The 14,030-nt window shown below is 59.9% G+C and carries 10 protein-coding genes; 7 read left to right on the top strand and 3 right to left on the bottom strand.

Translation table 11 applies throughout. The annotated features are described in order from the left end of the window. Positions 1-271: 271 nt before the first annotated feature. Positions 272-3,499 carry an exodeoxyribonuclease V subunit gamma gene (gene recC / locus ORY85_RS10525; RefSeq protein WP_274570768.1) on the bottom strand — a complete coding sequence of 1,076 codons (3,228 nt, stop codon included), beginning with the start codon at positions 3,497-3,499 and terminating at the stop codon, positions 272-274. 378 nt (positions 3,500-3,877) lie between these two features. Between recC and trmB the strand changes: the two genes are divergently transcribed. From trmB to ORY85_RS10560, 7 genes are all read left to right on the top strand, one after another. After that, positions 3,878-4,582 (top strand): tRNA (guanosine(46)-N7)-methyltransferase TrmB, encoded by a 705-nt coding sequence (trmB, locus tag ORY85_RS10530; protein WP_274570767.1) that lies wholly within the window; start codon positions 3,878-3,880, stop codon positions 4,580-4,582. 2 nt (positions 4,583-4,584) lie between these two features. Beyond that, a complete protein-coding gene (trmA, locus tag ORY85_RS10535; RefSeq protein WP_274570766.1) occupies positions 4,585-5,682 on the top strand; it encodes a tRNA (uridine(54)-C5)-methyltransferase TrmA in 1,098 nt (365 codons plus the stop codon). Between the two features lie 11 nt (positions 5,683-5,693). After that, the gene (locus ORY85_RS10540) at positions 5,694-7,040 is read left to right on the top strand and encodes an aldehyde dehydrogenase family protein (protein WP_405030331.1); all 1,347 of its coding nucleotides are present in this window, start codon (positions 5,694-5,696) and stop codon (positions 7,038-7,040) included. Then, positions 7,015-7,755 carry a toxin-antitoxin system YwqK family antitoxin gene (locus ORY85_RS10545; protein WP_274570765.1) on the top strand — a complete coding sequence of 247 codons (741 nt, stop codon included), beginning with the start codon at positions 7,015-7,017 and terminating at the stop codon, positions 7,753-7,755. The genes ORY85_RS10540 and ORY85_RS10545 overlap by 26 nt, the downstream gene beginning before the upstream one ends. A 41-nt stretch (positions 7,756-7,796) precedes the next feature. Further along, complete coding sequence (gene surE / locus ORY85_RS10550) at positions 7,797-8,546, top strand: 5'/3'-nucleotidase SurE (RefSeq protein ID WP_274570764.1); 750 nt, start codon at positions 7,797-7,799, stop codon at positions 8,544-8,546. Between the two features lie 138 nt (positions 8,547-8,684). Continuing rightward, entirely contained in the window at positions 8,685-9,581 is an 897-nt protein-coding gene (locus ORY85_RS10555) for a peptidoglycan DD-metalloendopeptidase family protein (RefSeq protein ID WP_274570763.1), read from the top strand. A 165-nt stretch (positions 9,582-9,746) separates the two neighbouring features. Then, entirely contained in the window at positions 9,747-11,933 is a 2,187-nt protein-coding gene (locus ORY85_RS10560) for a malate synthase G (RefSeq protein ID WP_274570995.1), read from the top strand. A 309-nt stretch (positions 11,934-12,242) separates the two neighbouring features. Here the strand turns inward: ORY85_RS10560 and ORY85_RS10565 are convergent, their stop codons facing one another. Beyond that, a complete protein-coding gene (locus ORY85_RS10565) occupies positions 12,243-12,728 on the bottom strand; it encodes a low molecular weight protein-tyrosine-phosphatase (RefSeq protein WP_274570994.1) in 486 nt (161 codons plus the stop codon). A gap of 25 nt (positions 12,729-12,753) precedes the next feature. Further along, the gene (locus tag ORY85_RS10570; protein ID WP_274570762.1) at positions 12,754-13,857 is read right to left on the bottom strand and encodes a conjugal transfer protein; all 1,104 of its coding nucleotides are present in this window, start codon (positions 13,855-13,857) and stop codon (positions 12,754-12,756) included. Positions 13,858-14,030 lie beyond the last annotated feature (173 nt).

A 14,030-nucleotide genomic window follows, 5' to 3' on the forward strand; every position in this document is an offset into this window, starting at 1 on the left:
TTGCTGCTTGCTGAAATGCGTGCAGTGATCGGATTCGGGCATCTGTCCTGCAAAATATGGCAGGTCGGATACTTGGTATCCGACATTTGCTTTTCGATATTCGGGTTCGGCTGTCGATCGGTCGTCGAAGGTGTGTATATGGGGCCGGGGTCATTCGGTATGGTGGCCGGGTTCGGGAATCCGTTTGTCAGGTAATGCTTCTAATACGTCGGGTTTTAGGTTGGGCATTTCGTAAGATTAAGATGGGTCGGATTCCAGAATCCGACCTACGTTATTCAGACGGCCTTGATGGCTGTATGTCCGTACCGCCGCAGGCGGTCAGGGCGGGGATCAGGGTGTCGTGCAGGATTCGGGCAAACAGCGGGTCGTCGGGCGGCGGGGTTCGGCGGGCGAAGGCGGTGGCGTTTTCGGGATAGTCGGCACGGGCGGTTTGACCGCTGTTGCGGCCGAAATAGCTTTGGTGGGCGGCGGCATTCAGGCGTTCTTCGGGTGTTTTGCCGCTTTTGCTTTCCGGTTTGATAAAGGCTTGGGCGGCTTTCAAGGCGGTGTGCGGAACAAAAGGCAGCGGACGGATTTGTCCTTGGCGGTAATAATCGAGCCACGGTACGAGCAGGTCGGCGGCCGTACCGGCATCGGGCAGGGCGGTGAATGTGGCGGTTTCTTTGCCGAGAGTCAGATGATGGCCGGCAAAATGTGCCATATTTTGCGGGCGCACGGCATTCAGAATCAGGTGTTGCAGCAGGCGGGCAATGAAATGGGCGGTGCTTTCGCGGCCGGTGGTGATGCGGCCTTCGGCGGTGAGGCTGTCGAGCGATCCTTCGAGAATCATGCCGCCGATATGCAGGCGGTAGGAGGTGTCGGGCAGGGGGGCGGCTGAGAGCAGGCGGCCGTCGAGACGGCGGGCTTGGGCTTCGTATTGTTGCTGCCACAGTTTGCCCAATTCGGCTTCGGGCAGTTGCGAACGGGCGTGCAGCGGTTCGGCGGCCGTGGCAAAGTCGAGATGGCGGCGGCGGGCTTCGGTGTAGGCATCGGCCACGGCATCGGCCTGCGGCGGCTCGAAGGGTTCGGCGGCCTCGCTGTCGCTGCCGTGCCACGGGGCGCGCCAGTCGAGACGGTGGCGCAGCCAGTAGCGCGGCGGGTTTTGCCAGAATTCGATCAGGTCGGCCTGACGGATGACGGGCGGTTTGCCGCTTGGTGCGTCCTCGCCGTTTTCCGGCGGCGTGAAAAACGGGGCGGTTTCAGACGGCCTTTGGCGAGCCTGCGCATAATCGCTGCGGCTGCTGATGAGCGGGCCGTTTTGGAAATAGCGTGCGGAAAAGGGTTGCAGCGGGTGCTGTTCGATAAGCTGTTTCTGCCAAGTGCCGCTGCTGTGGCCGCACATACTGTCCAGCGTGTCGGCCAGTTCGCTGACCAGCGGCGAGGGGGCGAGTTCGTCGTTGTTGCGTATGCTGCGGCCGATGTAGGACAGATAAAGATGTTCGCGCGCGCTCATCAGGGCTTCGAGAAACAGGTAGCGGTCGTCGTCGCGGCGGGCGCGGTCGCCGGCGCGCGGGTGTTGCGCAATCAGGTCGAAGGCGGCGGCTTTGGTGTTGCGCGGGAAGGTTTTGTCGTTCAAGCCCAAGAGACAGACGGCCTTAAACGGCAGACTGCGCATCGGTACCATGCCGCAGATGGTAATGCCGCTGCGCAAAAAGCCGGCTTCGCTTTCGCTGTCGAGAAAACGGCCGATGTGGCGCAAAACGGTTTCCGGCGGCAGTGTGCCCGAAAAACCGGCCAGTGAGGCTTCGGCCTGCCAGTCGGCCAAGGCTTCTTCCAGCTGTATTTCGGCGGCCTGATCGCTTTCGGCCGGTTGGAACAGTTCGTTTTTCAAGGTACGCAGCCGATCAATCCAGCCGACGGTATCGGCCGGAGTCTGCCAGAGGTGATAATGGCGGCTCAGGGTGCGGGCGAATTGGTGGAAACGGCTTAAAACGGGCAGGTGGCCGGTGCCGGTATGCCAGGCGGCGGTGTGCTGCCACAGGCCGCCGTTTTCGGGCAGCAGCCAGCCTGCGGTCATGCTGTCCAAGCCCTGCTGCCAGGTGTAGAGGCCGTTGCCGCCGCGCATCTGCGCGTCCCAGCCCCAGCGGATATTGAGTTCGGCCGCCGCTTCGTGCAGCAGCGGCAGATCCTGACGGGTCAGGCCGAAGCGGGACAGGACGGCTTCGTGGCCGAGCAGTTGCAGCACGGTGTCGATTTCAAAACGGCTTTCCAATACTGCCAATGCTTGTGCCAATGCGTCGAACAGCGGACGGCGGCGGCGGATTTTGATGTCGGATACCGAATACGGCAGGGCGCGGCCGCCGGCGGTTTGGCCGAAAACGGCTTCGATAAACGGGTGGTAGGGTTCGATGTCGGGCGTGAGGACGGCGATGTCGTGCGGCTGCCAGTCGGGGTGTTGTTCGAGCAGGTCGAGCAGGTGGTCTTTCAGAATCTGCAATTCGCGCAGCGGGCTGTGGGCGGAGACGATGCGGATGCTGTTGTCGGGCGTGTGGCGCGGTTCGGGCAGTTGCAGGGTTTGAATATCGTATTGCAGGCGGTGCAGCAGGCTGTCCGAGGCGGGGGCATCGGGATAGGGGGCAAGGGCAAGCTGCGGCTCGGCCTGACTGAGTGCGTCGAAAAAGTCGCGCCCCTGTTTGCCCAAGGAAGCCAGAAGCGGGTGTCCGGCGGCTTCGAGGCCGTCTGAAACGCCGTTTTGCAGGATTTGTGCCGGGCTGATGATGTTTCCCCAATAATGTTCGCTCGGATTGAGGGCGAAAATGTGTACGTCGGTGTGTTGCGAAACGGCTTGCAGCAGTTGCAGGTGTACCGGTGCCATCACGGAAATACCGAATACGGACAGGCGCGGCGGCAGTTTCACGGCAGTGCGTTCCGGCTCCGACAAGGCGGCCGACAGGGCGCGCCACATGCCCACGCGGTGCAGATTGCTGCCGCTGTCTTCATTCAGATAACGCCACAATTCGGCCTGCCAGATTTCGTCGCTGCCCAGATTCAGCGTACGGTTCTGCTGCCACGCATCGAGCCATTCGGGACGGTAAACCAGATATTGGTCGAAAATGTCGGCCAATTGTCCGGCCAGCTGATATGCGGCCAGGCTGCCGCCCGCCAGATAGCCGCTCAATGCGGCACGGGCGGCTGAGAAACCGCTGCCGTCGAGGCCGTCTGAAAACCGTTTCAGCAGTCGCCAGCGCATCACGCCGGGCGCAAAGGGGCTGAGCGCGGGCAGGTCGGGCAGGGCTTGGCGCATCAGATGCCAGTGGAATTTGGCGGGCAGGAGGAAATTGAGATTGGCGGCGATGCCGTCGCGTCCGGCCAGAAAACGGGTGAGATAGCGGCGCATTCCCTGACTCTGCACCAGAATGTCTTCGGCGGCCAAAGGCTCGGCGGGCGGCTGCGCGCGGTGGACGGCGTGCAGCATACCGGCAAGGTCTTCGAGGCGGTTGGACTGGTACAGATACAGCATGGCAAAACACCGTGGGCGAAAGTGCCGATTATAAAGAACCGGCGCGGCGGCGGGTATATTTTTGCGGCGGCAAAAGCGCGCGTGATAGAATGGCGGCATGAATGACATACAAAAGCCGTCTGAAAAACGGGATATGCGGTTTGCCTGTTCTCGAACCTGCTGCCTGTTTTAATCCGCTTTGCTTGTTTGAGCTTCGCAAAACCTCCCTTAAAGGGTGGTTTTGCTTCGCAGAAACCCGCTTGGCTCGTTTTCAGACGGCCTGTTTATCGAAAATTTTTTGCGGCAGGCTTGGACGGCGGCGGATTGCGCCGTTGTGTGCCGCCTGCAGCATCAGCCAGCCCCGCTGCCGTACCGGCTGCGGAGAGAACGGAATGCAGTATGACAGATTTTACCCCCGAAACCGCGCCCGAAACGCAGCGGCGCAGTATCCGCAGTTTTGTTTTGCGCCAAGGCCATATGACGGCCGCCCAGCAGCGCGCCATCGATACGCTGTGGCCGAGCTACGGTTTGGACTATCGGGCCGAAACGGCGGATTTGAATGCCGTGTTCGGCCGCAGTCGGCCGAAAATACTGGAAATCGGTTTCGGCATGGGTACGGCGACGGTGGAGATTGCCAAACGCCTGCCGGAAAAAGATTTTCTCGCCATCGATGTGCACGGACCGGGTGTGGGCAATCTGCTGAAACTGATTGGAGAAGAGGGCACGGACAATATCCGCGTGATGCGCCACGATGCGGTGGAAGTGGTGGAAACCATGTTGGCCGATGCCGCGCTCGACGGTATCCATATTTTCTTCCCAGACCCGTGGCACAAGAAACGCCACCACAAACGCCGTCTGATTCAGGCTCCGTTTGTCGCCAAACTGCTGCCCAAACTCAAAGCCGGCGGCTATATCCATCTGGCTACCGACTGGGAAGACTATGCCGTGCAGATGCTGGACGTTTTAAACGGTTTTCCCGAGTTGGCCAACACCGCCGCCGATTATGCCCCCACGCCCGACTACCGTCCCGAAACCAAATTTGAAGCGCGCGGCAAACGGTTGGGGCACGGCGTGTGGGATTTGGTGTTCGAGAAAAAGGCCTGAGTATGGATAGGGACGAACAGGCTTACGCTGCCCAGCTGGCCGCCAAAACCGAACGCTTCACCCGACTGTTTGCCGGTCTGGACACGCCGCCGCTGGAAGTTTTCGCCTCGCCCGAATCGCATTTCCGTATGCGGGCGGAATTCCGCATCTGGCACGAGGGCGGCCGTATCGACTATGCGATGTTCGAACCCGGCCGCAAAGCCGGAACGGCCTCCCTGATCAAAATCCGCACGTTTCAGACGGCCTCCCGTGCCATCAACGAATTGATGCCCGCCCTGCTGGCGGCGTTGTCGGCCGACGATGTGCTGAAAAACCGTCTGTATCAGTGCGAATTTCTCGGCACGCAGAGCGGTGAAATGCTGGTCAGCCTGATTTACCATAAAAAATTGGACGATGCGTGGACGGCGGCGGCGTGCCGTTTGGCGCAGGCGTTCGATATTCATCTTATCGGGCGCAGCAAAGGGCAGAAAATCGTTTTGTCGCAAGATTTTGTCACCGAAGAAATGAGCGTCGGCGGCCGTCTGTACCGTTACCGCCAAACCGAAGGCGGTTTCACCCAGCCCAACGCGGCGGTATGCGGCAAAATGCTGGCATGGGCGGCCGACTGTGCGGGCAGCGACCCGCGCGATTTGCTGGAGCTGTATTGCGGCAACGGCAATTTCACTTTTCCGCTGGCCGCCTGTTTCCGCCGCGTTTTGGCGACGGAAATCTCAAAAACTTCGGCGGCGGCCGCACAATGGGGCATTGAGGCAAACGGCATCGGCAATATCCGCATCGCCCGCCTGTCGGCCGAAGAATTTACCGAAGCGTATCAAGGCCGCCGCACGTTCCGCCGTCTGGCCGAACAGGGCATTGACTTGGCCGCGTATGATTTTTCGACGGTATTCGTCGATCCGCCGCGCGCCGGAGTGGACGGGGATACGCTGCGCCTTTTGGCCGGATTCGACCGCATCCTTTATATTTCGTGCAACCCCGATACTTTGCGCGCCAATCTCGATGTATTGGCGCAGAGCCACCGTATCCGCCGCATGGCACTGTTTGACCAGTTTCCGTTTACGCACCACATTGAAAGCGGCGTATTGTTGGAAAAACGGGTATAGGCATGGGCGGTATGACTTATCAAAGCCGCTATATTATGGACGGCACGGTGTTGTGGCAGAGGCCGTCTGAAACGTGGGCGGAATTTGCCGCCAGGCTGGAAGCCCTGCGCGGACGGCAGCGCGCGTTTGCCCGCCTGTCTGTGGCTGCACGCGCGGCCGTGCTGCTGCGTTTTGCCGACAGGCTGGAAGCGGCCAAAGGGCGTTTGGCGCGCATGGTGTGCGAAGAAGTCGGCCGCTGTCTGCGCGAGTGTGAAGCGGAGCTGGATAAATCGGTAGAGCTGGTGCGCTATTACGCCGAATGCGCGCCCGGGCTGTTGGCGCATAAAGATGTGGCCACGCAGGCCGAGGTCAGTCAGGTACGCTTTGAGCCGTTGGGTGTGGTGCTGGCGGTGATGCCGTGGAATTATCCGGTGTGGCAGGTATTGCGTTTTGCCGTCCCTGCCTGGTGTGCGGGCAATGCCTGTGCGGTCAAGCCCGCGCCGAGCGTGGGGCGGGTGAGTGAGGCACTGTTTGAGCTGGCGGGGGAAGATCTGCCGCTGGCGGCGGCCTGGCTGGCGCATGATGATGTGGCGGCGGCCGTTGCCCGATGCGACGCGCTGGCGTTTACCGGTTCGAGCCGGACCGGCCGTCTGCTGGCCGCCCATGCGGGCAGACATTTGAAGAAAAGTGTGTTGGAATTGGGCGGCAGCAATGCGTTTTTGGTGCTGGCCGATGCCGATCTGGAACAGGCGGCCAAAGATGCCTGTTATTCGCGTTTCCGCGATGCGGGGCAGTCGTGCAATGCGGCCAAGCGGATTATTGTCGAAAAACCGGTGATGGCGGCTTTTCGCGCGCTGTTTCTGGCCGAATGCGCCAAACTGCAAACCGGCGACCCGATGCAGCCCCAAACCACGCTCGCCCCGCTGCACCGTGCCGATTTGCGTGCCGTGCTGCATGAGCAGGTGTGCGATGCAGTGCAAAACGGCGCGCGGATTCTGTGCGGCGGCTATCTGCCCGAAGGGGCGGGGACATTTTATCCGGCCACGGTTCTGGCCGATGTGAACCGCTGCTGCCGCGTGTATTATGAAGAGGTGTTCGGGCCGGTGGCCGTTTTAATGGAAGCCGAAGATGCGGAAGATGCAGTACGGTTGGCCAACGATACGCCTTTCGGTTTGGGTGCCAGCATCTATACCGCAGACAAGGCCGCAGCATGGCGGTATGCCGCGATGCTGCACACCGGTGCGGTTTACATCAACCGCCACACCAGCAGCGATCTGCGCCTGCCTTTCGGCGGCATCAAAGATTCGGGCTACGGGCGGGAATTATCGGAATTCGGACTCTATGAATTTGTCAATGTTAAAACCTACTGGCAGAAATAAATTATGGCTGCTGTGCATGCTGCTGCCGTGTGCTGCGGCGGCCGAGACACCGCGCCAAGTGTATTTCAGCCGCAGCGGCGATCCGGTGGTATCGGCCGTTCAGGCGGCCTATCTGCGCGAGTACCGTATTGAAGGCGCGGCGGCATCGGCGCAGGATTTCTATTACCCTTCGCGGCGCAAGTATTCCGACCCTTATACCATGCCGTTGCAGGAAGCGCGCCGTTTCGTCCCCAAACTGCACAACGGTACGTTGGTGTTGTGGTATGAAAACGGGCGCAAAAAAATGGAAGCGCCGTACCGGAACGGACAGCCGCACGGCGAATGGAAAAACTGGTTCGACAACGGCAATATGTCGGCCCTGATGCCCTACCGCAACGGCAAAGTCGAAGGCGTGGGCGCGCGGTTTTACCGTAACGGTGAAAAAGAAAGCGAAATCCGTTTCAGCAACGACAAAGCCAACGGCCAATGGCGGCAGTGGTATGAGGGAGGCCGTCTGAAAAGCGAAATCCTGATGCGCGACGACAAGCCCGTCTATATGCAGACTTGGGACGAGGCCGGACGCATTACGGGCGAAATGGATTTGAGCCGCGGCCGCAACGGCGTGGTACTCGAATGGTATCCCGACGGCAGCAAACGTTCGGAAAGCGTCTATCTGAACGACAGCCTGTCTTCGCGCACCGAATGGGACGAAAACGGCAATCCCTTGGACGAATAGGCATGAAACCGCCGTTTCAGACGGCCCGGCAAGGAGCATAAATGAATATTCTGGTTTGTAACGACGACGGCTACCTGGCGCAGGGTATCGCCGTTTTGGCGCGTGTGGCGGGTGAGTTTGCCAATGTGCGCGTGGTCGCGCCCGAGCGCAACCGCAGCGGCGTGAGCAATTCGCTGACACTGGATCGTCCGTTGCAGCTGCGCCAAGCCGAAAACGGCTTCTATTTTGTCAGCGGCACGCCCACCGACTGCATCCATCTCGCGCTGCACGCCATGCCCGAATTTGTGCCCGATTTGGTCATTTCCGGCATCAACCACGGTGCCAATATGGGCGACGATACGCTGTATTCCGGCACGGTGGCCGCCGCTACCGAAGCCTATCTGCTGGGCTTTCCCGCTGTGGCCTTTTCCCTCAACGACATCGGCGGCCGCTATTGGGATACTGCCGAAAAAGCCGCATGGCGGCTGCTGGACTATCTGGTGAAGAACCCGCCGCAAAAACCGATTTTGTGGAACATCAATATTCCCGCCGTCGCCCCCGAAGACATTCAGGGCTTCAAAGTAACCCGTCTGGGGCGGCGGCACCACCAGCAGAGCATCGTGCCGATGCGCAACCCGCGCGGCGAAGAAGTTTACTGGCTGGGGCCGGTGGGTGAAATTTCCGACCGCGAATCGGGCACCGACTTTGCCGAATGCGAAGCCGGTTTTATTACGGTAACGCCGCTGCAAATCGACCTGACCGCCTATCCGCAGTTGGCCGAAACACGGGATTTTTGGCGCAATCTGGCCTGATTGCGCGCGCCAACCGTTAAGTTGCTTAAAATCGGGGCAAATACGGACGGCAAATATTGAGCCGTTTCGGGGGTTTGATTTATGATATGCCCCGATGCGTTTCAGACTGTAAACACTATATTAGGGAAAGTAAACCATATGAAGAAAACCGCTCTGCGTGCCGCTGCGGCCGCAACCGTTATGATGTTGGGTGCCTGTTCCTGGTTCCAGCAGCCTGCTGCTCCGGTGGTGGCGGGAACTGCTTCCGGCAGCGGCACGGCCGCGACAGGCGGCACGGCCGCGACAGGCGGCGGTGCCGCAGACAACCCTTACGGCGCAGCACCGTATGACCCCAATGCGGCAGGTGCGGGCGTGGGCGGCAACACGGTTTATACTCCGCCGCCCGCTGCGGCTTCAAGCGGCGGTTATGTACCTTCTTACGCGCCGGTGGACATCAATGCCGCCACGCATACCGTTGTGCGCGGCGATACGGTGTACAATATTTCCAAACGCTACAACATCACACAGGACAATCTGCGCGCTTGGAATAATCTGGCCGACAACAATATCGGTGTCGGGCAGGTTTTGCGCGTGAAACCGGCCGGTTATACCGCACCGTCCGTGCCGCAGCCTGTACCGGCTCCCGTTCCGGCTGCTTCGACGCCGATCGGCAGCGGTGCGGTACGGACCGTGGCGGGCATTACTTGGACACGGCCGACGGCGGGCAGCATCATATCCAATTTCAGTACCGCCACCAAAGGCGTGGACATCGCCGGTAATGCCGGTCAGACCGTGGTGGCGGCGGCCGACGGCAAAGTTGTTTATGCCGGCTCGGGTCTGCGCGGTTACGGCAATTTGGTTATCGTCCAGCACAACAGCACTTACCTGACTGCCTACGGCCACAATCAGAGCCTGCTGGTGAAGGAAGGCCAGAATGTGAAACGCGGCCAGGCGATCGCGCGCATGGGCAGCAGCGATACCGACCGCAACAAGTTGCGTTTTGAAGTCCGCCAGGACGGCAAACCGGTGAATCCGGCCAGCTACATTCCGCTTTAAAGCACAGTAAACGGTGCGGCCGCACCTGATTGAGGCCGTCTGAAAACGCAAGTCCGCGCTTTCAGACGGCCTACTTTATTATTCTTCGGTTTAATGTTATGTTTAAGCGGCATTTCTATAAATGCGCGATGAGAAAAACAGATATTGAATATGGAGAACCACAAAATGGCTTACACCTATATCCGTGCCGCCGACCTGCAAATCGACCATCACCTTTACCGTTTCATCACCGAACGCGTGCTGGCGGACCACCCTGCCGTGCAGGCAGAAGGATTCTGGCAGGACTTTTCCGATCTGGTGCATACTTTTTCGCCGCAAAACCGCGATTTGCTCGCCAAACGCGACCGCATTCAAATGCAGATCGATCAGTGGCACCGCAACAACCCGGGTCCGGTCGAAGATTTGGCCGCCTACAAAACCTTTTTGAACGAACAGGAATATCTGGCGGATACGCCGCTGCCGTTTCAGGTGTCCACGGACAATGTGGATAGGGAACTGGCCGAACAGGCCGGGCCGCAACTGGTCGTGCCGATCAACAACGCCCGTTATGCGCTCAATGCAGCCAATGCGCGCTGGGGCAGTCTGTATGACGCACTCTACGGTACCGATGCCATAGACCGCAGCGGTGATTTGGCTCCCGTCGGCCGCTACAACCCCAAACGGGGCGATGCCGTGATTGCGTTTGCCCGCGAATTTCTCGACAGCAGCATTCCTTTGGTCAAAGGCAGCCATAAAGACGTACAGGCGTACTATGTGGCAGCCGGGCAGCTCAAAGCCCGCCTGGCAGACGGCAGCGAAAGCGGCCTGTTTGCCCCCGAATGTTTTGCCGGTTACAACGGCAGTGCCGATGCACCGTCATCGCTGCTCTTCCTGCACAACGGCCTGCATTTCGATATTCTGATCGACAAAAACAGCCCCATCGGCAGTCAGGATCCGGCAGGGGTCAAAGACATCATTCTCGAGGCCGCGCTGTCCACCATTATGGACTGCGAAGACTCGGTCGCGGCAGTAGACGGAGCAGATAAAGCCGTGGTGTACGGCAACTGGCTGGGACTGATGGAAGGCACGCTGGCAGAAGTAGTGGAAAAAGACGGCAGAACCTTTACCCGCCGCATGAATCCCGACCGCGAATATCAAAAGCCCGACGGCAGCGGCACATTCAAGCTGCCCGGCCGTTCGCTGTTGTTTATCCGCAATGTCGGCCACCTGATGACCACGCCGGCCGTGCTGGATAAAGACGGCAACGAAATTCCCGAAGGTATTCTGGACGGTGTGATGACCGCCCTGATTGCCCATTTCGATTTGAACCGCAGCGAAAACAAAAACAGCCGCGCCGGATCGGTTTATATTGTGAAACCGAAGATGCACGGGCCGGAAGAAGTGCGTTTTGCCGACAGGCTGTTTGCCGCGTTTGAAGATTTGGCCAAGCTGCCGCGGAATACGCTGAAAATGGGCATTATGGATGAAGAGCGGCGTACTTCGGTCAATCTGGCCGCCTGCATTTACGAAGCGCGAGAACGTGTGGTGTTCATCAACACGGGTTTTCTCGACCGTACCGGCGACGAAATCCACACGTCGATGCTGGCCGGTGCGGTGGTGCGCAAAGGCGAAATGAAATCGAGTGCATGGATTCAGGCATACGAACGGAACAATGTCCAAGTCGGCTTGGCCTGCGGGCTGCCGGGCAGGGCACAGATCGGCAAAGGTATGTGGGCGATGCCGGACATGATGGCCGAAATGCTCAAACAGAAAATCGCCCACCCGAAATCGGGTGCCACCACTGCCTGGGTGCCTTCGCCGACAGCCGCCACGCTGCACGCGCTGCATTACCACCAAATCAATGTCTTCGATGTGCAGAAAGATTTGGCGGCACAGGAGCCGCAGCACTATTTGGACGATCTGCTGCATATCCCGCTGGCAGAGTGTACCGCGTGGAGCGAGGCGGAAAAGCAGCAGGAGCTGGACAACAACTGTCAGGGTATTTTGGGTTATGTGGTGCGCTGGGTGGAGCAGGGCGTAGGCTGTTCCAAAGTACCCGACATCCACGATGTCGGCCTGATGGAAGACCGTGCCACGCTGCGCATTTCCAGCCAGCACATTGCCAACTGGCTGCTGCACGGTGTCGTTAGCGAAGCAGAAGTGCGTGCCGCACTGGCGCGGATGGCGGCGGTGGTGGACAAGCAGAATGCCGGCGATCCCGCGTACACGCCGATGAGCGGCCGGCTCGATACTTCGCCTGCTTTCCTGGCTGCCTGTGATTTGATTTTCCAAGGTACGGCGCAACCCAGCGGCTATACCGAACCACTGCTGCACCACTGGCGGCGGGTGGCGAAAGAAGCGGCCGGTGCGTGAATGAAGTGATGGTCTGAAAAGGACGGTTCTGCCGTCCTTTTTTTGCGCCCGCCCGTTTCGGCAAGGCTGCATCCTGCTGTTTTCAGACGGCCTTCCGGCCAGACGGGCGCGGAAGTCTGACCAAACCGGCGAAACCGGAAGCAGAGTGGTGATGCAGGCAAAAAGACGATGGGTATTTTGATGCGGTCAGGCCGTCTGAATATCTTGCCGGTCCGTTTGATATTCGCAGAAGCCCGCTTGGGGCAGGTTTGGATTTTGCGGAATCCCCGTTGTGTCTGTTCTGGCTTTCAGACGGCCTTCCGGATACGGTCAGGCGGAGGGTTTGCCGTCAGCCGTCAGGCCGAGTTTGGCCAGCAGGGCGTTGCTGCCGTCGCGGCAGAGACGGTAGGTTTCGTCGAAGTCGCCGGTGTACCACGGGTCGGGAACATGGCTCATGCCGCTTTCGGGTATCAGGTCGGTGAGCTTGAAAATTTTGTTGCGGTGGCGGCCGAAACGCTTTTCCAGTTCGGCCAGATTGTTGTCGTCCATCGCAATCAGAAAATCAAATGCTTCAAAATCGGCTGCCTGAACGCGGCGGCTGGTGAAGCCTGCCGGTGTGATGCCGTGCTGTTTGAGCATCTGCGCGGTACCGCGGTGCATATCTTCGCCGTCGTGCCAGCCGGAAGTGCCGGCGCTGTCGCTGACGATACGGTGTGCCACACCCGCTCGGGCGGCCTGATGGCGCAGGACAAATTCGGCCATCGGCGAACGGCAGATGTTGCTGAGACAGACAAAAAGAATGCGGTAGGTTTTCATGATGCGGCTTTCGCGCTTGGGTGGGTTATGGGGTGGAGGCAAACAGGGGGTTGTGGCCGTTCCGTTTCAAGGCTTGGGCATAGTTGGGCAATTCTTCGGTTTCGTGCAGCGGATCGTGCAGCAGACGGATGGTTTCGACTTGGCATTCGGCCATCAGGTCGAGAAAATTCTGCTGAATGGTTTCGATGTGTTCGCCCGGGGTGAGCGGCCAGACGAATACTTGCGGTTGCAGTTCAAATTGGCTGTCGGTGGCGTTGAAGCCGAACAGCAGGCGGCCGCCTTCCTGTGCCGCCATGACTACGCCTGCGCGCGGACTTTGCAGACGGATGGCGCGCAGGGCGTTGGCGGCGAAAACGTCCAGTGCCATGCGGGTGCGCAGATGTTGGGCTTCGGTGATGGCATGAATCGGGGTGGCGGGAGCGAGCGGGTTGGCAAACAGAGTAACGCCGGCCGCCGCCAAGTGCTGCTGCCACACCTGCATCAGCGGCAGGGCGGCTTCCTGTAAATTTTTGCCCAAGGCCGTCTGTAAGGCACGGCTGCCGTACCCCAGCGCAAAAGCGGTGCTGACCGATTGGCCTTCGGCCAGCGGCAGCGTATCGTGCTGCGGCAGTGCGGCGGCAAACCCGGCAGCGGCTTCGGCATGCTGTTTGGCGGCAAACCAGCGTCCGGCGTTGATGCCGGCCAAATCGGCGGCCGTGAACAGGGCGGGCAGCCACGTGGCGTGTGCCAGTGCGCGGGTATGCGGATAGTTGGCCAGACAGGCGGCCGCTTCCACGGCCGGTGCGGAGGCTGACAGCGCAGCGGGACGGTTGGTGCCCGCCACCAGCACCACGGGCAGGGCGAACCATTGGACTTCGTCGTCGGTTTTGGCTTGCAGTACGTCGTCGAGTGCCTGCATCAATGCCTGATAGGCAGCGGGGGAGGGCGCCATGCTCAGTGCCACCGACAAACCCAGATAATGATTTTGTGCCAGCATGGTATGGATTTGCGTGCGCAGCGATTCGGCTGCCAGCCGGGCTTGTGCGCCGCTCTGTCCTCGGGCGAGCGCGGCCGCGTGCAGCAGCAGCTCGTTTTTGACCGGATCGGCGGGGTAGGGGCGGGTATCGGGCAGAAAGGCGGTGGCGGTCATGATGATTCCTGATGGGCAGTCCAGTTTGGTCGAGCGCGTGATTATAGTCGAACAGGCCGTCTGAAAACAGGGTCGGTTTTCCGGTACGGCGGCATGGCGCGGCCGCCTGTCGGGTGGAACGGGTTGTGTGCGTACGGTAAAAATATTCAGACGGCCTGTACGCGGGGACAGGC

This window comes from Neisseria leonii, assembly GCF_028776105.2.
In the GTDB taxonomy this organism is placed as follows: Bacteria; Pseudomonadota; Gammaproteobacteria; order Burkholderiales; family Neisseriaceae; genus Neisseria; species Neisseria leonii.

Coding starts and splice junctions, on each gene's coding strand:
- recC (WP_274570768.1), bottom strand. CDS start 3,499: ATGCTGTATCTGTACCAGTCCAACCGCCTCGAAGACCTTGCCGGTATG.
- trmB (WP_274570767.1), top strand. CDS start 3,878: ATGACAGATTTTACCCCCGAAACCGCGCCCGAAACGCAGCGGCGCAGT.
- trmA (WP_274570766.1), top strand. CDS start 4,585: ATGGATAGGGACGAACAGGCTTACGCTGCCCAGCTGGCCGCCAAAACC.
- ORY85_RS10540 (WP_405030331.1), top strand. CDS start 5,694: ATGACTTATCAAAGCCGCTATATTATGGACGGCACGGTGTTGTGGCAG.
- ORY85_RS10545 (WP_274570765.1), top strand. CDS start 7,015: ATGTTAAAACCTACTGGCAGAAATAAATTATGGCTGCTGTGCATGCTG.
- surE (WP_274570764.1), top strand. CDS start 7,797: ATGAATATTCTGGTTTGTAACGACGACGGCTACCTGGCGCAGGGTATC.
- ORY85_RS10555 (WP_274570763.1), top strand. CDS start 8,685: ATGAAGAAAACCGCTCTGCGTGCCGCTGCGGCCGCAACCGTTATGATG.
- ORY85_RS10560 (WP_274570995.1), top strand. CDS start 9,747: ATGGCTTACACCTATATCCGTGCCGCCGACCTGCAAATCGACCATCAC.
- ORY85_RS10565 (WP_274570994.1), bottom strand. CDS start 12,728: ATGAAAACCTACCGCATTCTTTTTGTCTGTCTCAGCAACATCTGCCGT.
- ORY85_RS10570 (WP_274570762.1), bottom strand. CDS start 13,857: ATGACCGCCACCGCCTTTCTGCCCGATACCCGCCCCTACCCCGCCGAT.